19 protein-coding genes are annotated in these 22335 nt (G+C 72.9%); 8 read left to right on the plus strand and 11 right to left on the minus strand.

Annotation, left to right across the window (positions count from 1 at the left end; genetic code table 11):
- Positions 1-110 precede the first annotated feature (110 nt).
- Positions 111-1742 carry an FAD-dependent oxidoreductase gene (locus tag ACW4TU_RS13630; RefSeq protein ID WP_457427958.1) on the minus strand — a complete coding sequence of 544 codons (1632 nt, stop codon included), beginning with the start codon at positions 1740-1742 and terminating at the stop codon, positions 111-113.
- A gap of 266 nt (positions 1743-2008) precedes the next feature.
- Here ACW4TU_RS13630 and ACW4TU_RS13635 point away from each other — a divergent pair, with 266 nt between their 5' ends.
- A complete protein-coding gene (locus ACW4TU_RS13635) occupies positions 2009-3493 on the plus strand; it encodes a DHA2 family efflux MFS transporter permease subunit (protein ID WP_457427960.1) in 1485 nt (494 codons plus the stop codon).
- Positions 3494-4545: 1052 nt separating this feature from the next.
- Here the strand turns inward: ACW4TU_RS13635 and ACW4TU_RS13640 are convergent.
- Positions 4546-4995 (minus strand): nuclear transport factor 2 family protein, encoded by a 450-nt coding sequence (locus tag ACW4TU_RS13640; RefSeq protein ID WP_457427962.1) that lies wholly within the window; start codon positions 4993-4995, stop codon positions 4546-4548.
- Positions 4996-5225: 230 nt separating this feature from the next.
- On the opposite strand from ACW4TU_RS13640, the gene ACW4TU_RS13645 reads away from it, so the two are divergent.
- From ACW4TU_RS13645 to ACW4TU_RS13670, 6 genes are read left to right on the plus strand one after another with little or no spacing between them, the layout of a single operon-like run.
- Positions 5226-6014: an SDR family NAD(P)-dependent oxidoreductase gene (locus tag ACW4TU_RS13645; RefSeq protein ID WP_457427964.1), complete on the plus strand. Its 789-nt coding sequence runs from the start codon at positions 5226-5228 to the stop codon at positions 6012-6014.
- 14 nt (positions 6015-6028) lie between these two features.
- Positions 6029-7009: an aromatase/cyclase gene (locus ACW4TU_RS13650; RefSeq protein ID WP_457427966.1), complete on the plus strand. Its 981-nt coding sequence runs from the start codon at positions 6029-6031 to the stop codon at positions 7007-7009.
- Positions 7002-8933: an AMP-binding protein gene (locus ACW4TU_RS13655; RefSeq protein WP_457427968.1), complete on the plus strand. Its 1932-nt coding sequence runs from the start codon at positions 7002-7004 to the stop codon at positions 8931-8933. The genes ACW4TU_RS13650 and ACW4TU_RS13655 overlap by 8 nt, the downstream gene beginning before the upstream one ends.
- Before the next feature lie 4 nt (positions 8934-8937).
- Positions 8938-9726 carry an SDR family oxidoreductase gene (locus tag ACW4TU_RS13660; RefSeq protein ID WP_457427970.1) on the plus strand — a complete coding sequence of 263 codons (789 nt, stop codon included), beginning with the start codon at positions 8938-8940 and terminating at the stop codon, positions 9724-9726.
- Positions 9727-9759: 33 nt separating this feature from the next.
- Positions 9760-10971, plus strand: a complete 1212-nt coding sequence (locus tag ACW4TU_RS13665) for an FAD-dependent monooxygenase (protein ID WP_457427972.1) — start codon at positions 9760-9762, stop codon at positions 10969-10971.
- A gap of 58 nt (positions 10972-11029) precedes the next feature.
- Positions 11030-11800 (plus strand): cyclase family protein, encoded by a 771-nt coding sequence (locus tag ACW4TU_RS13670; RefSeq protein WP_457427974.1) that lies wholly within the window; start codon positions 11030-11032, stop codon positions 11798-11800.
- A gap of 78 nt (positions 11801-11878) precedes the next feature.
- Here the strand turns inward: ACW4TU_RS13670 and ACW4TU_RS13675 are convergent, their stop codons facing one another.
- From ACW4TU_RS13675 to ACW4TU_RS13695, 5 genes are all read right to left on the minus strand, one after another.
- A complete protein-coding gene (locus ACW4TU_RS13675; protein WP_457427976.1) occupies positions 11879-12325 on the minus strand; it encodes a nuclear transport factor 2 family protein in 447 nt (148 codons plus the stop codon).
- A 7-nt stretch (positions 12326-12332) separates the two neighbouring features.
- Positions 12333-13868, minus strand: a complete 1536-nt coding sequence (locus ACW4TU_RS13680) for an FAD-dependent monooxygenase (RefSeq protein ID WP_457427978.1) — start codon at positions 13866-13868, stop codon at positions 12333-12335.
- Positions 13865-14890, minus strand: coding sequence for a methyltransferase (locus tag ACW4TU_RS13685; protein WP_457427980.1), 1026 nt, complete (start codon positions 14888-14890; stop codon positions 13865-13867). Before ACW4TU_RS13685 ends, ACW4TU_RS13680 begins: the two co-directional genes overlap by 4 nt.
- Positions 14891-15214: 324 nt before the next feature.
- A complete protein-coding gene (locus ACW4TU_RS13690; protein WP_457427982.1) occupies positions 15215-15658 on the minus strand; it encodes a methyltransferase family protein in 444 nt (147 codons plus the stop codon).
- A 2-nt stretch (positions 15659-15660) separates the two neighbouring features.
- On the minus strand, positions 15661-16707 hold the full coding sequence (locus tag ACW4TU_RS13695) for an acyltransferase domain-containing protein (RefSeq protein ID WP_457427984.1): 1047 nt from the start codon (positions 16705-16707) through the stop codon (positions 15661-15663).
- Positions 16708-17014: 307 nt separating this feature from the next.
- Between ACW4TU_RS13695 and ACW4TU_RS13700 the strand changes: the two genes are divergently transcribed.
- Positions 17015-18064 (plus strand): ketoacyl-ACP synthase III family protein, encoded by a 1050-nt coding sequence (locus ACW4TU_RS13700; protein WP_457427986.1) that lies wholly within the window; start codon positions 17015-17017, stop codon positions 18062-18064.
- 205 nt (positions 18065-18269) lie between these two features.
- On the opposite strand, the gene ACW4TU_RS13705 is transcribed toward ACW4TU_RS13700, so the two are convergent.
- The 4 genes from ACW4TU_RS13705 to ACW4TU_RS13720 form a co-directional block, all read right to left on the minus strand.
- Positions 18270-19016 (minus strand): AfsR/SARP family transcriptional regulator, encoded by a 747-nt coding sequence (locus ACW4TU_RS13705; RefSeq protein WP_457427988.1) that lies wholly within the window; start codon positions 19014-19016, stop codon positions 18270-18272.
- Positions 19017-19430: 414 nt separating this feature from the next.
- Positions 19431-19688 (minus strand): acyl carrier protein, encoded by a 258-nt coding sequence (locus tag ACW4TU_RS13710; RefSeq protein WP_457427990.1) that lies wholly within the window; start codon positions 19686-19688, stop codon positions 19431-19433.
- Between the two features lie 62 nt (positions 19689-19750).
- Complete coding sequence (locus tag ACW4TU_RS13715; RefSeq protein ID WP_457427992.1) at positions 19751-20986, minus strand: ketosynthase chain-length factor; 1236 nt, start codon at positions 20984-20986, stop codon at positions 19751-19753.
- Entirely contained in the window at positions 20983-22251 is a 1269-nt protein-coding gene (locus tag ACW4TU_RS13720; protein ID WP_457427994.1) for a beta-ketoacyl-[acyl-carrier-protein] synthase family protein, read from the minus strand. The genes ACW4TU_RS13715 and ACW4TU_RS13720 overlap by 4 nt, the downstream gene beginning before the upstream one ends.
- Positions 22252-22335: the final 84 nt, after the last annotated feature.

The following is a 22335-nucleotide window of genomic DNA, read 5'->3' on the forward strand; positions in this document are numbered from 1 at the left end:
CCGGTCCGGGCGCGGGCCCTCGTACTGGGTGTACGCGGGTCTGTGCCCGGTGCGGCGAGCAGGGGAGCCCGTTTGGCGTCGCGCGGCAGGCGGGAATGTGACGGCAGTCCCTAGGGGGCGGTGTTCTGCGGGCCGGGCCGGGTGGAGGCGCCCGCCGTCGCTGCGGTGAGGGCCTCGGTCAGGGTGGCGGGGCCTCGGCCGCGGGCCGCGACGTAGCCGTCGGGGCGGGCCAGCAGCCAGTCGCCGGGGGTCCGCAGGGACAGACGGTCGGTGAGGGGGCCGCGGTCGGGCAGGGGGTGGGGGGCGTCGGTGCCGGGCGGGACCACGGTCCGTACCGACAGCCACTCCCCGTGGGCGTCCGTCAGCCGCTCCAGCTCCGGATCGGCCGCCCCGGTGCCGCGGGCCAGCAGGGTCCAGCGCGGGTCGCGCAGCTCCTCCAGCAGGGCGGCGAAGCCCGGCTCGTCGGCCTCCGCCGCGACCAGCTGCGCGAGCCGTACGCCGGGTACCACCCCGTCGGCGTCCTCGGGACCGGCGGCCCGGGTCAGGGGGCTGTCGGCATAGCTCAGGTCGAGGGCGGACATCGCGCGCATGATCTTGCGGGAGATCTTCGCCCGCAGTGGCGGCAGCGTGGAGACGACCTTGAACATCACCGGCAGGATCAGTCCGGCGACGGGGCTCTTGAGCTGGATGAGCTGGGTGGCCCGGTTGGTGGAGCCCAGCAGCCGGGCGCCGACCGGAACGCGCTCGGCGCCGTAGCTGTCCAGCAGGTCCTGGCCCGCGTGCCCGCGGATCACGGAGGCCAGCTTCCAGGCCAGGTTGTACGCGTCCTGGATGCCGGTGTTCATGCCCTGCCCGGAGGCGGGGCTGTGGACGTGCGCGGCGTCGCCGGCCACGAAGCAGCGCCCCGAGCGCATCCGCGTGATCATGCGCTGCTGGATGGTGAAGACCGACACCCAGGTGGGCGTCTGCACGGTCACGGGCCGCCCCACCGCCTGCGACAGCTTCCGGGCGAACCGTTCGCCGATCTGCTGCGCGTCGCCGTCGTACGTCGCGTCGGCGGTGTCCAGCAGCCGCCACTTGCCGGGCTCCGGGAACGGTACGGCCATCAGGGCGCCGTCCCGGGTGCGCAGCCAGTGCAGGCTGGTGTCGTCGAGGCCGGCGTCGAGGACCGCGTCGGCGATCAGCCAGGTCTCGCTGGAGTCGCCGACCAGCGTCAGCCCCAGTTGCTTGCGCACGACGCTGTGTCCGCCGTCGCAGCCCACCAGCCAGTCGGTGCGGAGCGTCTCCACCCGGTCGCCGGGGTGGCGCAGCCGAACGGTGACGCCGTCCGTGTCCTGTTCGAGCGATTCCAGCCGTACGCCCCATTCGACCTTTCCGCCGAAGCCGGCCACCGCGTCCCGCAATACCTTTTCGGTAATCGCCTGGTCGACCATGACGGTCATCGGGAACCGGGTGGGAAGCTCGGAATAGTCGGCCTTGAGGGCGGCGAGCTTGCGGCCGCTTTGATGCAGTGTGAACTTCTGTATCCGGCGGCCCTGTGGGAGCAGCTCGGGGAGTATTCCCATCTGGTCGTAGATTTCCAGCGTCCGGGCATGTGTGGCGAGCGCCCGGCTCGTTCCCGCCGGGCCCTCGGCCGCGTCCACGATCCGTACCTCGATGCCACGTCGGACCAGTTCATGGGCCGTGGTGAGCCCGCTGGGCCCCGCTCCCACGATCAGGGCCTGCAACGAATTTCCGGACACTCCCGCCTCCCTGCTTTACCGGTCCACCGGTTCGTGCGGTGCCGACTCCGACCCTGGCCGAATCGGCTCGAGGATGGCTCGAATGTGCGTGGAGAAGATCCGCAGGGCACCAAAAAGCGGTAAAGGGATCGCCAACGTCGGGCCGGTGCGGGAGATTTCGGCGCTATGCATCTCTGTGGACGTCTCTCCGGCGGAACCCGCCGCCTCCGGAGAACCGACGACCACATCAGCCCCGTACGTCCATCCCTTTCGGAGGAATCCCCCCTGTGGCCACGAACCCACCTCAGGACACCACGGCCTCGTCCCGGCCGGAGGGTGCCGACCAGGCAGTGCCGGAGCGGATTCCCCGGGCGGTGCTCGTACTCGCCGGTGTGACGACCCTCGGCGTGGTGATGTCCACGCTCGACACCAGCATCGTGTCGGTCGGTGTCGACGCGATGGGGCACGATCTCGACGCCTCGGTCGGGTTGATCCAGTGGGTGGCCACCGGGTACCTGCTGGCGTTCTCGATGGTGATCCCGCTGACCGGCTGGGCGGTGCAACGTTTCGGCGTCCGGCGCAGTTGGCTGACCGCGCTCAGCGCGTTCACCGTGTGCTCGCTGCTGTGCGGGCTGGCCTGGTCGGCGGAGTCGCTGATCGCCTTCCGCGCGCTCCAGGGCCTGGGCGGCGGCATGCTGCTTCCGCTGTCCCAGACGGCACTCGCGCGGGCGGCCGGGCCGAAGCTGCTGGGCCGGGTCATGGGCCTCGCGGCCATCCCCGGCATGCTCTCGCCGGTGTTCGGCCCGGTGGTCGGCGGTGTGATCGTGGACCATCTGTCGTGGCCGTGGCTGTTCTACGTCAACCTGCCCATCGGTGTGATCGCGCTGGTGCTCGCCGCCCGGGTGATGCCGGCCGGCGAGGAGGTGCGGGCGGTGCCGCTGGACGTGCTGTCGGTGCTCCTGCTGTCGCCGGGGCTGGCCCTGCTGATCCTCGGCTTCTCCGAGGCCGGGGGCGAGCGGGGCTTCGGGGCGCCGCTCGCGGTGTCGGCGCTGGTGGCCGGGGCGGTGATGCTGGTGGCGTTCACCGTGCACTCGCTGCGGCGCGGCGAGCGGGCGCTGGTCGACATCCGGCTGTTCCGGATACGGAGCTTCGCCGCGTCGGCCGCGGCCTCGCTGCTGCTGGGCGCCTCGCTGTTCGGCGCGCTGATCCTCTTTCCGATGTACCACCAGCTGGTGCGCGGTCAGGACGCCTTCCACGCGGGTCTGCTGCTGGCGCCGCAGGGGCTGGGGGCGGCGGCGGTCGCGCAGTACGCCGGGAAGCTGACGGACCGGTTCGGTCCCGGCCGGGTCGTCCCGGTCGGCCTCGCGCTGGCCCTGCTGGGCACCCTGCCGTACGCCCTCGCCGACGGCGACACCCCCGAGGGCCTGTTGGCGGTGTCCCTGCTGGTGCGGGGCATCGGCCTGGGCGCCACCTTCATGCCGACGCTGGTCGCCGCCTATCAGGGCCTCGACAAGGCGTCGGTGCCGCATGCGACGAGCGTGGTCAACATCGCGCAGCGGGTGGGCGGTTCGATGGGCACGGCGCTGCTGACGCTGGTCCTGACGCGCGCGTACGAGGACCGGGCGGGCTCCGGTGCGGCGCTCCGCTCGGGCTCGACCGCGGACCTCGTCCCGGCCTTCAGCAACGTCTTCTGGTGGACCCTCGGCTTCAGCGTCCTGGCCCTGGCCCCGGCCCTGCTCCTGCCCAGACGGGCGGGGGGCGGCCTGCACTGAGACGGCTTCCGGCAGCCCCCCTTCAGTAGCTCTCGAACCCGCGTACGAGCCGGCGGGTCCGCCCGGCCAGGGTGAACGGCACCCATGGAGTGGCTCCCGCCCCTGCCACTGCCCCGGCGCGTGGGGGCGGCCCGACTGAGGCTGCTCCCGGCGGTGTCGCGTCCGGCAGCTATCGAAGTCGCGCGCACCCCGCCTGGTGCATCTGGCGGGGTGAGTGGCGCTCATGGAAGGGCCCCCGCCTCTGTCACTGCCGCGGCGGGCCGGGGGGGGGCGGCCTGCACTGAGACTGCTTCCGGCCGCCCCCTTCGGCGGCTCTCGAAACCGCGCGCGAACCAGCGGGTCCGCCCGGGCAGGGCGAGCGGCCTTCATGGAGTGGCCCCCGCCCCTGCCGCTGTTCACCGGGCGGCCTGTGCTGAGGCCGCTTCCGGCCGCCCCCTTCGGCGGCTCTCGAAACCGCGCGCGAACCAGCGGGTCCGCCCGGACAGGGCGAGCGGCCTTCATGGAGTGGCCCCCGCCCCTGCCGCTGTTCACCGGGCGGCCTGTGCTGAGGCCGCTTCCGACGGCCTCCCTTGGGCGGCTCGCGAAACCGCGTGCGAGCCAACGGGTGCACCCAGCGGGGTGAGTGGCGCTCATGACATGGCTCCCGCCCCTGCCATTGCCCGGACGGGCGAGCGGGCCTCGGGCTGCCTGTACCAGTGCATGGCCGGAGGATCGGGGCGGAGGGCAGCTGCGGTGCCGCGTCCGCGCGGGTGCATGGGGTTCCCCGCGTGAGGTTGTTCGAGCGTGGGGAGCTTCTGGCCGCAGGGCGGAGGGGGCACCGACCCGCCGGGGGTCCTCTGCGAGCGAAGTCGAACGTGACCACAACGCCGCTGGGCCCCTCCGGGGGGTGCCCGACGCCGAGCGGTGACATCACCTCGGCCCCGCGTCTCCGGCACGCTCCGCCGGACAGGAGCCGGGCGTCCGCGTGGCACCGGCCGCCGCTGCGCGCGCCACGAGGGCCCGCGGGGGCCTGCCTTCCCAGGCAGGCCCCCGCGGGCCCTCGTTCGTGCCGGTCAGCGGAGGTCGTCGCGGACCACCTGGCGGGCGCTGACCAGCCAGCCGCCGTCGGAGTCCGGCACGAGGACGTCCTCGCAGGTCGTGCTGAGGTGCACCTGGGACTGGCCGCCGCTCGGGGTGTTGATGATCAGGGCGTAGCTGCGGACGAGCACCGAGCCGTCCTCACGGTCGGTGACGTCCAGCATGCCCAGCCAGTGGCGCACCTGGAGGCCCGCCTCCGCGTGCTGCGCCTTGGCCTTGGCCGCCGCCGCGCGGATGTTCTCGCGGCCCCGGGTCGGCTCCGGGTGCGCGTTCGCCGCGAAGACCCCGTCGTCGGTGAAGGTCTCCGCCCAGGCGTCCGCCTGCCCGGAGTCGAGCAGGTGCATCTGGCGGGCGTAGAAGTGCTGGATCCCGGCGTACCGGCCGGTGTCGGTCCCGGCTGCTGCGACGGGGCTGGTGAACGGCACGGTTCCTCCTCGTTCGCCGGGCGGTCCCGGCTCTGTCCTGGCGCGACGGACGGTCGCGAGCCTGCCGCGCCGAGACTGGTGCTCCCGCCTCGAACCCCGCTCGAACCCGGCTCGCGGGACCGGGCTCCGGTGTATCTCGACCCCGCTTCGAGGCGGGTTCGAGGGTCCGTACCCAGGGTGTCCGTAGGCCGCGGGGCACCACGTCACGCGGCGGACGAGGAGGTGGAGCGATGCCCGACAGCGACAGCCGGCAGGTTGTCCTCGTCACCGGTGCGACCAGCGGGATCGGTCGAGCGGTGGCGGAGCAGCTGGGCCGCGCGGGCGCACAGCTGTTCCTGTGCGCGCGGACGGCCGACGACGTCGAGTCGGTGGTGAAGGAACTGCGCGCCGAGGGCGTCGACGCCGACGGCGCCGCGTGCGACGTCCGGTCGACCGAGGACGTCGAGGCCTGCGTACGCCGGGCCGTGGAGCGGTACGGCCGGATCGACGTCCTGGTGAACAACGCGGGCCGCAACGGCGGCGGCGTCACCGCGGAGCTGACCGACGAGCTCTGGGAGGATGTGATCGACACCAACCTCAACAGCGTGTTCCGGATGACCCGTCAGGTCCTGAAGGACGGCGGCATGCTCGCCGCCGGCCACGGACGGATCGTCAACATCGCCTCCACGGGCGGCAAGCAGGGTGTCGTCATGGGCGCCCCGTACTCCGCCTCCAAGCACGGTGTCGTCGGCTTCACCAAGGCGCTGGGCCTGGAGCTGGCCAAGACCGGCGTCACGGTGAACGCGGTGTGCCCCGGCTATGTGGAGACGCCCATGGCCGAGCGGGTCCGGCAGGGCTACGCGGCGGCGTGGGAGACCACGACGGACGACGTCCAGAAGCGCTTCGAGGCGAAGATCCCGCTCGGCCGCTACACGACACCCGACGAAGTGGCGTCGATGGTGGCCTATCTGGCGACCCCGGCCGCCGCCGCGATCACCGCGCAGGCGATCAACGTCTGCGGCGGACTGGGCAACTACTGAGAAGGAGACCGGGGATGGAGCTCTCAGAGCTCGCGACGGGCGCCTCGCCCGCCGCCGTACGCCACACCGAGCACCGTATCGAGGTGGCGGCCGAGCCCGACGCGGTGTACGGGATCGTCGCCGACGTCACCCGCTGGCCCCAGGTGTTCGGGCCGACCGTGCACGCCGAGCGGACCTGGTCCGAGGGCGGCGCCGAGCTGATCGCCCTGTGGGCCACCGCCAACGGCGAGGTGAAGGCCTGGACCTCGCGCCGCGAACTGGACCCGGTGCGCCGCCGGGTGTCGTTCCGCCAGGAGAAGTCGCAGTCGCCGGTGGCCTCCATGGGCGGCGAGTGGATCATCGAGCCGCTGCCCGGCGGCGGCAGCAGCGTCCTGCTCACCCACGACTACGTGCCCGTCGACGACGTGCCCGACGCCGACGAGTGGATCGCCAAGGCGGTGGACCGCAACAGCGCCGCCGAGCTGGGCACGCTCAAGGCCGCGGCCGAGGGCGGTGCCGAGGCGCTCGCCCTGGAGCTGGAGTTCGAGGACTCCGTGGAGATCGACGGCTCCCTGTCGTCGGTGTACACGTTCCTGTACGAGGCGGGCCGGTGGGAGGAGCGGCTGCCGCACGTGGTCTCCGTGACCCTGCGCGAGGACGTGCCGGGGCTGCAGCACCTGGAGATGGACACGCGGGCCAAGGACGGCAGCACGCACACCACGGCCTCGGTGCGCGTCTGCTTCACCGACGAACGGATCCTCTACAAGCAGCTGGTGCTGCCCGGTCTGCTCACCCTGCACACGGGGTGCTGGACGCTGCGCCGGACCGAGGACGGGAAGGTGTGGGCCGGCTCCCGGCACACCATCCGCATCAAGCCCGAGGCGGTGGTCCCGGTGCTGGGCGAGGGCAAAACGGTGCGGGACGCCCAGGAGTTCGTGCGCGGGGCGCTCGGCGCGAACAGCCTGGCGACGCTCCGGCACGCCAAGGCGTACGCGGAGGCCGGGCTCCATGACTGAGCGCTCCGTATCCCGCCCGGGCGGCGCCCCCGTCCACCCGGAGGGCCCCGCCGACGGCCTCCTGGCGGCGAGCGCCGCCCGCCACCCGGACCGCGTCGCGATCGTCGCCGGGGACCGCTCGCTGTCGTACGCGGAGCTGGACGCGGCGGTGACCAGTTGTGCGGCAGCCCTGCTCCGGTGCACCGAGGGGCCGGGCACCGTGGTGGCGATCACCTCGCTGCTCTCCCCCGACTTCGTCGTGGGCTATTACGGGACGCTGCGCAGCGGCAACGTGGCGGCGCCGCTCAACCCGTATCTGCGCGAGGAGCAACTCGCGCACGTACTGGGCGAGTCCGGTACCGAGGTGGCGCTGGTGGACGCGGTCGGCGCCGGCCGGATCGCGGCGGTCCGGGAGCGGTTGCCGCGGCTGCGCCGGGTCGTCGTCCTGGGCCCGCTGCCGCCGGACGCGGCACCGGACGTCGTTTCCCTGGAGGAGCTGCTCGCCGACGCGGAGGCGGCCCGGAAGCCCGTGGCCCAGCGGTCGGCCGGTCCGGACGACCTGGCCTGTCTGCACTTCACCAGCGGCACCACCGGCGCCCCGAAGACGGTGATGCTCAGTCACCGCAACGTGCTGGTCAACGCCGTCCAGGTGGCCCAGGCGCAGGCGGTGGACGACTCCTCGGTGGCCCTGAACCACCTGCCGACCTTCCACCCCATGCACATGAACTCGGCGATCGCGGCGGGCGCGACGCAGGTGCTGTGCACGGCCCCGGACCCGGCGGAGTCGGTGCGGCTGGCCAACACGCACCGGGCCACGCACTACTACAGCCTGCCGATGCGGCTGTCGGCGCTGGCCGCGTCCGAGAAGCTCGCCGGGCTGCGCTTCGAGACCGTGCGGGTGGTCGCCTCCGGCGGTTCGGCGCTCTCCCCGGCCGCGGCCCGGAAGCTGTCGGAGCACTTCGGGGTGCCGGTGGTGCAGGGCTACGGACTCGCGGAGACCTCGCCGCTGACGCACTTCGACGACCCGTCGGACTGGCGCCCCGGCTCGGTGGGCCGGCCCGTGGCGGGCACCGAGGCCCGCGTGGTCGGTGTGGGCGGCGGCGCGGTGCTGGGCCCCGGCGAGCTGGGCGAGGTGCAGCTGCGCGGCCCGCAGGTGATGCTCGGCTACCGCGGCGAGTCCGTGCCGTCCTGCATCGACGCCGAGGGCTGGCTGGCCACCGGTGACATCGGCCAGATCGACGCCACCGGGCGGCTGGTGCTGGTCGACCGGCTCAAGGACGTCTTCAAGCGCGACAACTGGATCGTCTCGCCGACGGCAGTGGAACGCGTCCTGGAACGCCACCCGGCCGTCCGGGACTGTCTGGTCGTCGACTACCCCGACCCACTGAACGGCGCGGTCGCCACCGCGTTCGTCGTCCTCGCCGAGGGCGCCACGGACGACGTGACGGCCATCGCCGCCGACGTCAACGCGGGACTGCCGTACTACCAGGCCGTCGAGCACATCGAGCTCGTGGAGTCCATCCCGCGCTCCCCCAACGGCAAGGCCCCGCGCAAGGAACTGCGGGCCCGGATGGAACGCAGACTGCGCACCCTTCCCCACCGTCCCGGCGGTCTGCCGGGTCGTTCCGAACCAGGAGGCAGCACCATGATCACTCACATCACGAAGTTCACCGTCAAGGGCGACGACTGTGCCGAGTTCGAGCGGCTGTTCAAGGGCCACGCGGACTTCATGGCGTCCCAGCCCGGCTTCGTCGACTACCGCATGGAGCGCTCGACGTCCAACCCCAAGGTGTACGTCAACGTGGGCCGCTGGCGTGACGCGGAGGCCCACAAGGCGGTCGTCAGCAGCGAGGACTTCCGTACGCACGTGATGGCGATGATCCCGCTGGTGGAGGTCGAGGCGGACCTGTACGCGCCGGTGTCGTCCGCCGGCGCGGAGAGCTGATCCCGTGAACGCCCGTATCCCGTCCGGCGCCGCCCCGATGCCGGGACTCAAGGACCGGGTCGCCCTGGTGACCGGGTCGACCCGGGGCCTGGGTCTGGCGATCGCGCGGAAGCTGTGCGCCTCGGGCTGCCGGGTGGTGCTCAACCACCGGGGGTCCGAGGCGGACGCGGAGCCGGTCCTGCGCTCGCTGGAGGGGCTGCCCGGCACCGTCGAGGCCGTCCGGGCGGACGTGGGCCGGCCCGCCGAGATGGAGGCAGCGCTGCACACCGTGGCCGAGCGGCACGGGCGGCTGGACGTGCTGGTGCACAACGCGGCCTCCTGGCACCCGATGCCCGCGGTCAAGGTGGAGCCGGCACTGCTGCGCACCGACCTGTCGGTCGCGCTGACCCCGCTGCTGTCCGCCGCTCCCCTGCTGCCCGAGCTGATGCCGGACGGCGGCCGGGTGGTGGCGGTGTCCAGTTCCGGCGCCCGCTCGGTGGTGCCGGGCGGCTATGTCGGCGCCGGGGTGGCCAAGGCGGCGCTGGAGAGTCTGGTGCGCTATCTGGCCGCGGAGCTGGCCGGCCGCGGTATCGCGGTCAACGCGGTCTCCACCGCCAAGCTCGACAAGGGCGCGGAGACCACCAACACCGCCAACCCGGAGATGCTCAGGATCCTCGCCTCGCGCACGCCCGCCGGACGGCTCACCGTGCCCGAGGACGTCGCGGACGCGGTGGCGCTGCTGTGCGCCGACGAGGCGGCGTGGATCCACGGACAGACCCTGGTGGTGGACGGTGGCTTCTCACTGCTGGCCTGAGGGGCCGGAACGGACCGGAGAGGACTGGTCGCCATGCCGGTGAGCACGACGGACGTCGTGGTGGTGGGCGGCGGTCCCGCGGGGCTCGCCCTGTCGCTGCTGCTGCTGCGGTCGGGGATCCGGGTGACGCTGCTGGAGAAGTCCCGTTCCACGCGACGGGAGTACCGCGGCGAGATCCTCCAGCCGGGCGGCCAGGCCGTCCTCGACGAACTGGGTGTGCTGGACGCGGCGCGGGAGCGCGGCGCGTTCACCCACGACGGCTTCCAGCTGGTCGAGGGCGACAAGGTCCTGCTGGACGCCGACTACCGGCGGCTGCCGGCGCCGTACAACTGTCTACTGAGCCTGCCGCAGGCGCATCTGCTGGACGAACTCCTCGCCGCCTGCGGCACGTTCGACGGCTTCACCCACCTGCCGGGTGCCCGCGTGGGCGCGCTCGTCCAGGAGGGCGGGCAGGTGTGCGGGGTCGTGGCCGGTGAGCACGAGGTGCACGCGCGCGTGGTGGTCGGGGCCGACGGACGCAACTCCAAGGTCCGCCGGCTGGCCGGGATCGCCTCGGTCCGTGACGAGGCCTTCGACCAGGACGTGCTGTGGTTCAAACTGCCGGCGCCCGACGAGGGCCGGAACGTCGTGCGGGTGCGCCGGGGATCCGGGGCGCCGGTGCTGGTGTACCGCTCCTGGCCGGACAGCGTGCAGGTCGGCTGGACCCTGCCGCACGGCGGCTACAAGCAGGTCGCCGAGCGCGGGGTGGAGCACGTCAGGGAGCAGATCGCGCGTGCGGTGCCCGAGCACGCGGAGGCCGTGCACGCGCGGATCCGCTCGCTCGGCGATCTGTCGCTGCTGGACGTCTTCTCCGGGCAGGCCGAGCGCTGGGCCGCCGACGGGCTGGTCCTGCTGGGCGACAGCGCCCACACGCACGGCCCGATCGGCGCGCAGGGCATCAACCTCGCCCTGCAGGACGCCGTGGTGCTCCATCCGGTGCTGGTCGGGGCGGTGCGCGCCAAGGACACCGGCGTGCGGGCGCTGTCCCGGTTCGAGGAGGAGCGGCGGCCGGCGGTCACGGCCGTGCTCCGGCTCCAGGCGATGCAGGGGCGGGCGATGCTCTCCCGCAACCGGGTCGCCGACACCGTCCGCCCGGTGCTGGCCCGGGTGGTCTCGCGCACCCCGCTGTACCGCCGGGTGCTGCACAAGCTCGCCCACGGCCCGGATGAGGTGCGGATCCGGACCGACCTGTTCACCCGTTCGTAGCCCGACCTTCGCAGCCCGATGTTCGTGACTCGACATTCGTAGCCCGAGAGGGACCCTGATGCGCCTGATCGACCTGTCGTCTCCCGTCGACGCCGAGTTCTGGGAACCGGATCCCGTCACCCACGAGGTGCTGTCCGCCGCCGAGGGCGCCCGGCACATGGCGTCGGAGATGAAGGAGCACTTCGACCTGGACTTCCCCGTGGACACGCTGCCCGGCGGGGAGTTCCTGACCATGGACACCCTGACCCTGACCACCCACACCGGGACCCATGTCGACGCCCCGTCGCACTACGGCACCGCGTCCTACGGCCGGGCCCGGCACATCGACGAGATGCCGCTGGACTGGTTCTGCCGGCCGGGGATCGTGGTGGACGTGCGGGACGCGGGCACCGGCACGATCGGCGCCGACCGGCTGAAGGAGGAGTTCGGCAGGCTGGGCCGTACGCCGGAGCCGCTGGACATCGTCCTGCTGCACACGGGGGCGTCGGCGTACGTGGGCACGCCGCGCTACTTCACCGAGTTCGCGGGGCTGGACGGCCCCGCGGTGCACTACCTGCTGGACCTCGGGGTACGGGTCATCGGCACGGACGCCTTCAGCCTGGACGCGCCGTTCACCTATGTCATCGACCAGTACCGCAGGACGCAGGACCCCGGCGTGCTGTGGCCGGCCCACTTCGCCGGCCGCGACCGCGAGTACTGCCAGATCGAACGCCTCGCCAACCTGGACGCCCTGCCGTCCCCCTACGGCTTCCAGGTCACCTGCTTCCCGGTCAAGGTGGCCCGCGCGGGCGCCGGCTGGACCCGGGCTGTGGCGACGCTCGACGACTGATCCCCGTACGACGGACACACCGGAGGGGGCCGGCTCGCGCCGGCCCCCTCTGGTCTGTTCCCGGATACGGGATCCGGATCAGGGTTTGCCGTCGTGGTGGACCCGGCGCACCCGGATCTGCCAGTCGCCGTCGACCCGCACCAGCAGGTCCTCGCACCGGGTGGAGCGGTCGATGAGCGGGGCGCCGCCGCGGGACACGGCCATGAGGAGGGCGTAGCTGGTGGCGCGGACGGTGCCGTCGGCCTCCGGGGCGACGGTGAGCATGCCCATCCAGTGCCGGTGCTGCACGCCCCGGCGTTCCAGCTCGGCCTGGGCGCGGTGGATCACCGCGACGATGGCCTCGCGGCCGTGTGCGGGGTGGGGGTTGGCGTTGTTGGAGATGGTCGCGTCGACGGTGAAGGTGTCGCCCCACTCCTCCACCCGGCCCTCGTCGATGAGCCGCATGTGGCGGGCGTAGAAGTCCTGGATGTCGGCGTAGAGGGCGGCGGTCGTGTCGCCGGTCGGCGCGGTCGTGGTCGTGGTCATGGTGTCCTCAGCTCGGGATGGTGGCCGGGGCGGTGGTGTCGGCCGCGAACCAGGTGTTCAGGGCGCGGCGCAGGCCTGCGTGGTCGCGGCCGTCGGAACCGGCCCAGGCGACGTAGCCGTCGGGGCGGACCAGCGCCACCGCGAGGTCGCCTGTCTTGGCCCGGTCGTCGGGCCGGGCGGCGACGTGGCGCACGCGGTCGGCGCAGGACGCGGTGAACGGCGCGAGGGAGCCGCCGTCGGTGAGATCGAGCAGCAGGCCGTGCCCGGAGTGCAGCAGCCGGGCCACGGTGGTCGGTCCCTCGTCGGTGTGCACCCGCAGCGGCGGCATGCGCCGCCCCGACAGTGGGTGCCGGGCCGGGTCGGGGCCGTCGTCGTCCATGGGGTAGCGGATGTCCAGGCCGGTGATCATCTCCGCGATGTACGTGTTGACCTGGTCGAGGTCCATCAGCTCGCTGAACATGTCGCGCAGCGGGGTGATGCTGTCGGCGGGGTGCATCAGGGCGAGCTGGGCGCGCGTGTTCATGCAGACCCGGTGGGCGACCGGGTGGCGTTCGGCGTGGTAGGTGTCCAGCAGGCCGTCCGGGGCCCAGCCGCGCACGGTGGCGGCGAGCTTCCAGCCCAGGTTGAGGGCGTCCTGGACGCCGGTGTTGAGGCCCTGCCCGCCGGCCGGGAAGTGGACGTGCGCCGCGTCCCCGGCCAGCAGTACCCGGCCGCTGCGGTAGACCTCGGCCTGGCGGGTGGCGTTGCCGAAGCGGGACAACCACCGGGGGTCGGCGACGTCCAGGTCCAGGCCGGACACCCGCTTCGCGGTGGCGCGCAGCTCGTCCAGTGTCATCGGGACGTCCCGCGCCACCGGCTCGGTGTCGAACTCGACAGCGACGACCCGGAAGCACTCCTCGTCGAGCGGGATCAGCCCGAACAGCCCGCCGGGCAGCCTGCGCAGCTCGCGGGAGTCCGGCCGCTCGCCCAGGATCCGTACGTCGCCCAGGACCGCGTTGATGGTGGAGGCGGTGCCGGGGAAGTCGACGCCGGCGAGCTTGCGGACCAGGCTGCCGCCGCCGTCGCAGCCGACGAGGTAACCGGCGGACAGCGTGTAGGTGCCGTCCGGGCCGGTGATCTCGGCGGTGACGGCGTCGTCGTCCTGGGTGAGGCCGGTCAGGGCGTGGCCGCGCCGGATGTCGACGCCGAGTTCGGCGGCCCGTTCCTCCAGCAGCTCCTCGGTGCGCGACTGCGGGACCATCAGGGCGTAGGTGTGGTCACCGTCCAGCTTGGTGAGGTCGACCTTGCGCAGGCCCGCGAAGTGGCCCTTGGGCCACACCGGCGCCTGTTTCTCCACCTTGTCCAGCAGGCCGCGCTGCTCGAACACCTCGACGGTGCGGGCGTGCAGACCGAGGGCGCGGGACTGGCCGCTGGGTTCGGGGAGGCGCTCCAGGACGACGGTCCGCACCCCGGCCAGCCGCAGTTCGCAGGCCGCCATCAGCCCGACGGGACCGCCGCCGACGACGATCACTTCGGTGGCCGCAGCGGTCGTGTCGGTATTCACGGCTTGACCCCCACGAGGACGTAGTCGCTGCCGATGGTGCGGATGCGCCGGCCGCTCTCCACGCGGAACCCGGCCTTCTCCATCCAGGCGCGGCAGTCCTGCACCAGATACTCCGAACCGCCCGTCACCAGAGCGACGTTGAGGCTGCCGAGAATGGACGCGAGGTCGGGTTCGGCGTCGTCCAGCATCTGGTCGTAGACGACCACCGCGCCGCCGGGCGCGAGCGCCTGGTAGGCCCGGTCCAGCAGGAACTGGCGCTGCTCGGGCTCCCAGTCGTGCAGCACATGGCCGAAGACCAGTACGTCGGCGGCGGGCAGCGGGACGGTGAAGAAGTCGCCGGCGTGGAAGGTGATCCGGTCCGCCAGACCGAGTTCGGCCATGTGCTCGTCGAAGAACGGCTCCACCGCGGGCAGTTCGAAGACGCCGCCGGTCAACTGCGGGTGGGCGCCGGCCAGGGCGGCGGCGATATGGCCGCGGGCCCCGCCGACGTCGACGAAGGAGCCGTAGCGGCCCCAGGGCACGGCCTGGGCCAGCTCCGGGCCGACCAGGGCGTGTGCGGAGTCCATGTGGGCGAGGAAGCGCCGGGCGGCCTCCGGGTTCTGGTAGAGGCGCTCGAAGGCGCCGGGGCCGGCGGCCTGTTCGGCCTTGGGCTCGCCGTCGCGCAGTGCCTCGGTGAGCCGGCCCCACATCGCGTAGTGCCGGGCGGAGGCGGCGCGCGCGGAGTTGCCCAGGTAGTACGGGTTGTCGGGCACCAGGCAGGACGCGGCGCGCGGCGCGTTGACGTAACCCTCGCCGGTGCGCCGCACCAGGTCGAGCGCGGTCAGGGCGCGCAGGAAGTCCGCCAACAGCCGGGGATGCAGCCCCAGTCGCCCGGCGATCGCGTCCTCGTCCGCCGGCCCCTCGGCGAGCAGGTCGAACAGGCCGGTCTCGACGGCGCTGTGCAGGATCTTCGACTGGGCGTACGCGGTGTTGAGCCGCCCCAGCTCGATCACGTCGGCGTAAGGAACGCTGTCGGTTGTCATCGTGTCTCGTCTCCTTGAGTGCTTGGCGTGATCGGTCGTCGGACGGGTGGGTGACCCTGGCGGACCCGCCGGGCCGACACGGCACGGGGGCCGTCCGGCCTACTCGACTTGGCGGCTGGCCGGCCGGCGCGGCGCCGCTTGACTCGGCTTGGCGGTCGGCCAGCCCGGCTTTGGGCGGCCGGTCGGGCGGTCAGGCAGACGGCCGGTCAGGCGGTCGGCCGGGCGGGCGGTCGGTCGGGCGGTCGGTCGGGCGGGCGGTCGGTCGGGCGGGCGGTCGGTCGGTCGGTCGGTCGGTCGGTCGGTCGGTCGGTCGGTCAGCCCGGCTTAGCGGTCGGTCCGCTCGGTACGGCACTCGGCCGGCTCTGCGGTCTGTCTGGGGGCGGTCTGGCCCAGCGGCCGGGTCCGGTTCAACGGCCCAGGCTGGAGCCGCCGTTGGCTTCCTGCCCGGCCGGCAGGACGTAGTCGTGCACGGAGCCGGGCGTGCCGGCGCGCAGGACGTCGCCGATAGCCCTCGGCGTCGCCCGCGCAGATCTCCAGGGCGACGAGGTAGTCCATCAGCCGGCGCAGCGCGGACGGGCCGGCGCCGGTGTGCGCGGCCAGCCGGGCGCTGTCGACGGGGTCCGGGCCGGCGAGCAGTTCGGGGATGCCGAGGGCGACGGCGGCGCGGGCGGCCCAGGAGCCGACGACGAGCTCCGTCATCCGCTGGGCAGGCGGTGGAGCGGAACCCGTGGTGTGCGCGGGCGCGTCGGGTCGGGAGGTGTGCTGCACGGTCAGTCTGTCCTGTCTGTCACGTGGTGATCAGGGGTCGTTACGGGGGTGACGTGTCCGGGGAGCGGCAGTCCCTCCGCGCGGATGAGGTCGGCGGCGCGGGCCAGTTGGCGCCGGTCCTCGTCGGGGCCCTTGGGCACCGCGGGCAGCAGGGCCACGGCGGCGGACTCACCCGTGCGGACCCGGCGGTGGCGGCGGGCCAGCCCGGAGAGCAGCTGGCCGGGGCCGGTCTCGACGAGGAGCAGGGGGCCGGTGGCGAGCAGGTCGTCCAGGGCGGCCCAGAACAGCACCGGGTCGGCCGGGTGGTTGGCCCAGAACGCGGGGTCGGTGGCCTGTGCGTCGGTGAGGCGCGCGGCGGCGTAGGCAGACCAGAGGGCGGTCCCGGGGGCCTGGAGACGCACCCCGGCGTAGGCCTCCGTACCGCAGGCGGAGCGTACGGCCGGACTGTGGAAGGCGGTGGTCGCCCGGACCTCGCGGCAGGTCAGCCCGGCCGCACGCAACTTCTCGGTCACGTCGGCGAGTTGCGGGGCGGGTCCGGCCAGCATGGTCTGGCGCGGGGCGTTGACGGCGCCGACGACGACGTCGCCGTAGAGGTACGGCCGCAGTTCGGCGGCGGAGGCGGCGACGGCGAGCATCCCGCCGGGCGGCAGGGTGGCCAGCCGCCGGGCGCGGTCCCACATGAGGCCCATGGCGTCCTCGGGCGTGAACACCCCGGCGAGGGCGCCCGCGGCCAGTTCACCGGCGCTGTGGCCGAGCAGGGCGACGGGGGCGGCGCCCCAGCGGCGCACCATCTCGGCCAGCGCGTAGTCGATCGCGAACAGCAGCGGCTGCGACCGGGTCACATGGTCGAGGTCGACGCCGGGCCGCGGGGCGAGCCAGTCGTCGCGCAGCCTGCGCCCGTCCGCGCCGAGCGCGGCGAAGAGGGCGTCGAGGGCCTCGGTGAAGCCCGGTTCCCAGTCGTGGAGTCCGGCCGCCATACGGATGTGCTGCGAGCCCTGGCCGGGCAGCAGGAACGCCACCGGCCGACCGGCTCCGGTTTCGCGTGTCACGTGTTTCCCTCCGTGTGGGGCCACCGACCGGTCCACCGCCGCCGACCGGGCCGTTCTTCCGCTCAAGGCTCGCCACGCGTCCTCGAATCGCCCTCGAACCGGAGTGGAGTGAAGTGGAGTGGAGTGGGTGGAGTGCGGACGCCCGGGCGGGGCGGACTGCGTTCTGGACCTGTCGTCACCTTCCCGTCGTCCGGGCGGATGGGTCCGTGCCTGGCGTCGCCGGGCGGGCGGGAGGTCGACGACAGGCCCTAGCGGGCTTCCAGGCCAGGTCGAGCCCCGTTCGAGGGGAGCCGGTGACAGTGACGGCATGACGTTCGACGATCTGTACATCGCCGGGTGCGCCGCCTTCCTCCCTCCCGAGGTGACGGCCGAGGAAGCGGTGGCCCGGGGCGAGTGCTCCGCCGCCGAGGCCGCGCGCACCGGCATCACCTCCGTGACCGTCGCGGCCCCCACCGACTCCGGCCCGGCCCTGGCCGCCAGAGCCGCGACGCGCGCGCTGGACCGGGCCGGACACCACCCCTCGGACATCGGGCTGGTGCTGCACGCGACGCTCTACGACCAGGGGCACGACCTGTGGTCCTCAGCCGCGTACGTGCAGTCCCTGGCGCTGCCCGGGGAGCACGAGCCGTGCCCGGCCCTGGAGGTGCGCCAGGTCTCCAACGGGGGCATGGGGGCGGTGGAGTTGGGCGCGGCCTTCCTGCGGGCGGGCACCGTGCGGCCCGCCGTACTGCTGACGGCCGGCGACGTGTTCGGGCCGCCCGGGTTCGACCGGTGGCACAGCGACCCCGGCACCGTGTACGCGGACGGCGGGGCCGCACTGGTGCTCAGCCGCACGGGCGGCTTCGCCCGGCTGCGCAGCCTGGTGACGGTGTCCGAGCCCCGGCTGGAGGGCATGCACCGCGGCGACCATCCCTTCGCGCTGCCCGAGGAGGGGCCGCGGCGGGTGGACCTGGACGAGTGCAAGCGGCAGTTCCTGGACCGGGTGGGCCGGCAGTCGGCGATCGCGTGGGTGTCGGGCGGCCAGCGCCGGGCGCTGACCCGGGCACTGGAGGAGGCGGGGGTCGAGCTGACGGACATCGACCGCTTCGTGCTCCCGCATCTGGGCCGGCGGCGGCTGGAGGCCACCTACTTCCGCCCGTTCGGCATCGACCCCGAGCGGACGACCTGGCCATGGAGCCGGCGGGTCGGGCATCTCGGCGGCGGCGACCAGTTCGCGGGCCTCGCGCACCTGGTGGAGACCAAGCAGATCGTCCCGGGCGACCGGGTGCTCCTGGTGGGCGTCGGCGCGGGCTTCACCTGGTCCGCGGCGGTGGTGGAGATCGACGAGGTTCCGTACTGGTCCGACGCGACGACGTGAGGGGACGGCCGGGGGCGGGTGGTGTACGACGCCACCAGGCCCTGTCGTCGTGCTCGCGCCGTACGCCCGATGGGCGGCCCCGTGGGCAGGGGGTGCCGTTTCGGGGCGGTGGGGGGAGCGGCGACAGGGCCTGGGACGAACAGCGGCGGGGATCGGATGTCGTGCGGCGGCGGGGAGGAGGGGTCAGGCTCCTGACCGCCTCCGGTCAGACCACGCCGACGAGGCGGGCCGACTCGGCGGCCGGGGCCCACTGGGCGGCCTCGGCGTCCAGGGCGGGCTCGGAAGCGAGCACCGCCTGGTGCAGGTCGTGGATGCGGGTGGAGGGGTCGAGGCCGAGTTCGTCGATGAACGACGTACGCAGCTTGCGGTACACACCCAGGGCCTGTGCCCTGCGTCCGGACCGGTACAGGGCCAGCATTAACTGGGCGTGGAGATTCTCGTTGAGCGGGAACTCCGCGACCAGCGCGGCCAGTTCACTGAGCACCTCGTGATGCCGGCCCAGCCGCAGATCGGCCTCGATGCGCTGCTCCAGCGCGCCCAGCCGGCACTCGCGCAGCCTTACGGCCTCCACCTCGAGCAGCGGCCCGGTCGGTACGTCGACGAGGGCGTCGTCGCGCCACAGGGCGAGCGCGGCGCGCAGGGTGTCGGCGGCTTCCAGGGCCTCGCCCCTGGCCAGGAACTGGCGGCCGGCCGCGCAGAGTTCCTCGAAGCGGTCGAGGTCGACCGCGCCGCAGGGCAGCTGGAGCTTGTATCCGCCCGGGTAGGTGGCGAGCATCCGCTTGGCCTCCGGCATACCGCCGTCGAGCGCGGCGGCCAGCAGTTTGCGCAGCAGCAGGATGTAGGTCTGGAGTGTCGTGGCGGCGCTGGCGGGTGGCTTCTCGCCCCACAGTTCACGCATCAGCGCCGAGGTGGAGACGACGTGATTGGCGTGCAGGACGAGCAATCCGAGCACCTTGCGGGGTTTCGGGGCCGTGGGGACGACGGAGCGTCCGCCGATTCTGACGTCGAGTGTTCCAAGAACGCGGGCAATCACTGGCGCCTCCGAGGATGTGGAGATTCTCGTACTGGACTGCCGAAAGAACGGTGCAATCACATGCGCGTGGAAATTCAAGGCGCGGCAATACCCCCCGTATTAAGGCCCGCTATCTCAATGAATTGCTGAGGGCAGAATTCACCCCCGCGGTCACCGGCATCTTAATACGAACACATCGCCGAATACGTCAATTGTTCTTAAAGTTTGCCTTTGTCTGTCTTCGGGTAATAAAGCGCCCTCCGCAGTTGACGCACGCAAGGTGATCGCACGGCGTCGCCACTTCGCGGAGGGCGCTTCCCCGTCCGGAGCAGGGTCGGTGTCGGACGGCGTGGGTCAGACGCCGGCGGCCAGCCGCTCGTTGACGGCGGCCAGGAACAGCCTCGGTGTCTCCGCCGCGCCCAGGACGTCGTCGTCCAGGGCGATCCCGAAGTCGCGCTGGACTCGGCCCGCGGTCTCCAGGAGCGCGAGCGAGTCGTAGCCGAGGTCGGTGAAGGGGGTGTCGGATATGTCACTGCTGAGGTCGACACCCTCGTCCTCGCCCGCGCTCTCGCGCAGGATCCCGACGAGCTCCTCCAGGGTCAGTTCGGTCATCTCTGATTCCTTCCTGCCGTGCGATCGTCCTGCCGTGCGGTTCGTTCCGCCGTGCGGTCTGTTCACTGGTCGCCGGAAGACTCCGTCAGCACCAGCGCGCTGGTGAACCCGCCCTCTCCGCGGGCGAGTACGAGGGCCGTGCGCACCCGGTGTTCGCGGGGTCCGCGGGTCACCAGGTCGATGCCGTAGTCGTCGGCCGCCTCGGTGACGGGCCCGGCCGGCGGGAGCACGCCGTGGCGCATGCTCATGAGCGCGGCCACCACGTCGAGGGGCGCCCCGCCCGAGTTCAGCCGTCCGGTCAGCGCCTTCGGCGCACACACCGGCACCCCGCGCGGCCCGAAGACGGCACTGATCGCCGCCGCCTCCGCGCGGTCCAGGTCGGGCGACCCGGCCGCGTCGGCGAACACGGCGTCCACCTGGTCCGGCGTCACGCCCGCGTCCGCCAGCGCCCGTTCGACGACCCGGCGCAGGGCGGGCGGGCGGGCGGAGCCCGGCGCGGGGTCGAGACCGGCGGCGTAGCCGGCGACGGTGCCGTAGGGGCGGGCGCCGCCCCGGCGTCGTACGGCGTCCGCGTCCTCGACCACGAGGATCGCCCCGCCCTCGCCGGGAACATGGCCGCACGCGCGCGTGGAGAACGGCAGATAGGCGTCGTCGGCCTTCTCCCGGGTGCTGATCCGCTCGGTGGAGAGGTGGGCGATCCAGCCCCACGGGCACAGGGAGCTGTCGACGGCGCCGCTGATCATCAGCGGGGTGCCCCGGCGGATGTTCCGGCGGGCCTGGCCGAGGGCGTCCAGCCCGCCGGCCTGCTCGCCGACGACGACGCCGCTCGGGCCGCGCATGCCGTTGCGGATGGAGATCTGGCCGGTGTTCACCGCGTAGAACCAGGCGAAGGACTGGTAGGCGCTGACGTGTTCGGGGCCCTTGCTCCACAGGTTCTGCAGCTCGCGCTGCCCGAACTCGTAGCCGCCGGAGGCGCTGGCGGTCACCACGCCCATGTCGTAGTCCGGCAGCGCGGCCGGGTCGACGCCGGCGTCCGCGAGTGCCCAGTCGGCGGCGACCAGTGCCATCCGCGTCATCCGGTCGGTCTGCGGCAGCAGACGGTTGGGCAGGTGCTCGGCGGCGTCGAACGCCGCCTCCGGGACCTGGCCGGCGAGCCGGGCCGGATAGGGCTCGGGGTCGAACCGCTCCAGCGGGCGGATCCCGCCCTCGGCGCGCAGGGTCGCCGCCCAGAACTCGTCGGTGCCCACGCCGTTGGGCGCGATCACCCCGAGTCCGGTCACCACGGCGGTCGGTGTCATACGGCGCTCCTCTCGGGCCGGGTGAGCACCAGGGCGCTCTGGAATCCGCCGAAGCCGCTGCCGATGCTGAGGATCGCGTCGACCCGCTTCTCCCGTGCGACGAGCGGGATGTAGTCCAGGTCCAGTTCCGGGTCCGGTTCGTGGAGGTTGGCGGTCGGGGGCAGCAGTTCGTGCTCGACGGCCAGGGCGCAGGCGGCGGCCTCCAGGGCTCCGATGGCGCCCAGGGAATGTCCGATCATCGACTTGATGGAGCTCATCGGGGTCGCGTACGCGTGCTCGCCCAGGGCGCGCTTGACGGCGGCCGTCTCGTGGCGGTCGTTCTGCTTGGTACCGGAGCCGTGCGCGTTGACGTAACCGATGCTCCCGGGGGCGGTCCGGGCGTCGTCGAGGGCCGCGCGGATCGCCTCGGCCATCTCCCGCCCGTCCGCCTTCAGACCGGTCATGTGGTACGCGTTGCTGCGGGTGGCGAAGCCGGCGACCTCGGCGTAGACGTGCGCGCCGCGGCGCCGGGCGTGCTCGTACTCCTCCAGCACCATCACCGCGGCGCCCTCGCCGAGCACGAAACCGTCGCGGGTGCGGTCGAAGGGGCGGGAGGCGGTGGTGGGGTCGTCGTTGCGCGGCGACGTCGCCTTGATCGCGTCGAAGCAGGCGACCGTGATGGGCGAGATGGGCGCGTCGGTGGCACCGGCCAGGACGACGTCCGCCGACCCCTCGCGGATCAGCTCCAGGGCGTGGCCAAGGGAGTCCAGGCCCGAGGTGCAGCCGTCGGAGACGACGGTGGCCGGACCCTCGGCGCCCGCCGCCCAGGCCACCTCGGTGGCCAGGGAACCGGGCACGAACTGCGCGTACAGGTGCGGCGAGGTGTAGGCGTGGTCGACCACCCACGCGCGGCCGGAGTCGCTGACGACCGCGTACTCGCGCTCCAGGCTCATGGAGCATCCGACGGCGCTGCCGATGACCACTCCGACGCGGTCCGGGTCCGGCCGCGCGTCGTCGATGCCGCTGTCCGCGAGCGCCTCCCGGGCGCTGACCACGGCCAGCTGCGCCGCCCGGTCCATGCGCCGTACCTCCCGCGGGGACAGTCCATGCGTGGTGGGATCGAAATCACATTCCGCGGCAATGCGGGACCGATACCCGTCGGCGTTGAAGAGACTGATTTTCCGAGTTGCGGTCCTACCGGCCGAAAGGGCCTCCCAAAAGGCCTTGACTCCGATACCGCCGGGCGCTGCCACACCGATTCCGGTGATTACGACTCTTCGCCTCATGACCTTCCCCGTGATATTACGGAATCATTTCGGCCAACAGGAACATTGGCTCAACCGAGGCTCCTGCCAACGACTCGAAGTCAC

Source organism: Streptomyces kryoterrae (assembly GCF_054072135.1).

Bases quoted from the DNA above. Each gene is read 5' to 3' on its own strand.
- ACW4TU_RS13645 (WP_457427964.1), top strand. From the start codon at position 5,226: ATGCCCGACAGCGACAGCCGGCAGGTTGTCCTCGTCACCGGTGCGACC.
- ACW4TU_RS13650 (WP_457427966.1), top strand. From the start codon at position 6,029: ATGGAGCTCTCAGAGCTCGCGACGGGCGCCTCGCCCGCCGCCGTACGC.
- ACW4TU_RS13655 (WP_457427968.1), top strand. From the start codon at position 7,002: ATGACTGAGCGCTCCGTATCCCGCCCGGGCGGCGCCCCCGTCCACCCG.
- ACW4TU_RS13665 (WP_457427972.1), top strand. From the start codon at position 9,760: ATGCCGGTGAGCACGACGGACGTCGTGGTGGTGGGCGGCGGTCCCGCG.
- ACW4TU_RS13670 (WP_457427974.1), top strand. From the start codon at position 11,030: ATGCGCCTGATCGACCTGTCGTCTCCCGTCGACGCCGAGTTCTGGGAA.
- ACW4TU_RS13675 (WP_457427976.1), bottom strand. From the start codon at position 12,325: ATGACCACGACCACGACCGCGCCGACCGGCGACACGACCGCCGCCCTC.
- ACW4TU_RS13685 (WP_457427980.1), bottom strand. From the start codon at position 14,890: ATGACAACCGACAGCGTTCCTTACGCCGACGTGATCGAGCTGGGGCGG.
- ACW4TU_RS13700 (WP_457427986.1), top strand. From the start codon at position 17,015: ATGACGTTCGACGATCTGTACATCGCCGGGTGCGCCGCCTTCCTCCCT.
- ACW4TU_RS13710 (WP_457427990.1), bottom strand. From the start codon at position 19,688: ATGACCGAACTGACCCTGGAGGAGCTCGTCGGGATCCTGCGCGAGAGC.
- ACW4TU_RS13715 (WP_457427992.1), bottom strand. From the start codon at position 20,986: ATGACACCGACCGCCGTGGTGACCGGACTCGGGGTGATCGCGCCCAAC.
- ACW4TU_RS13720 (WP_457427994.1), bottom strand. From the start codon at position 22,251: ATGAGGCGAAGAGTCGTAATCACCGGAATCGGTGTGGCAGCGCCCGGC.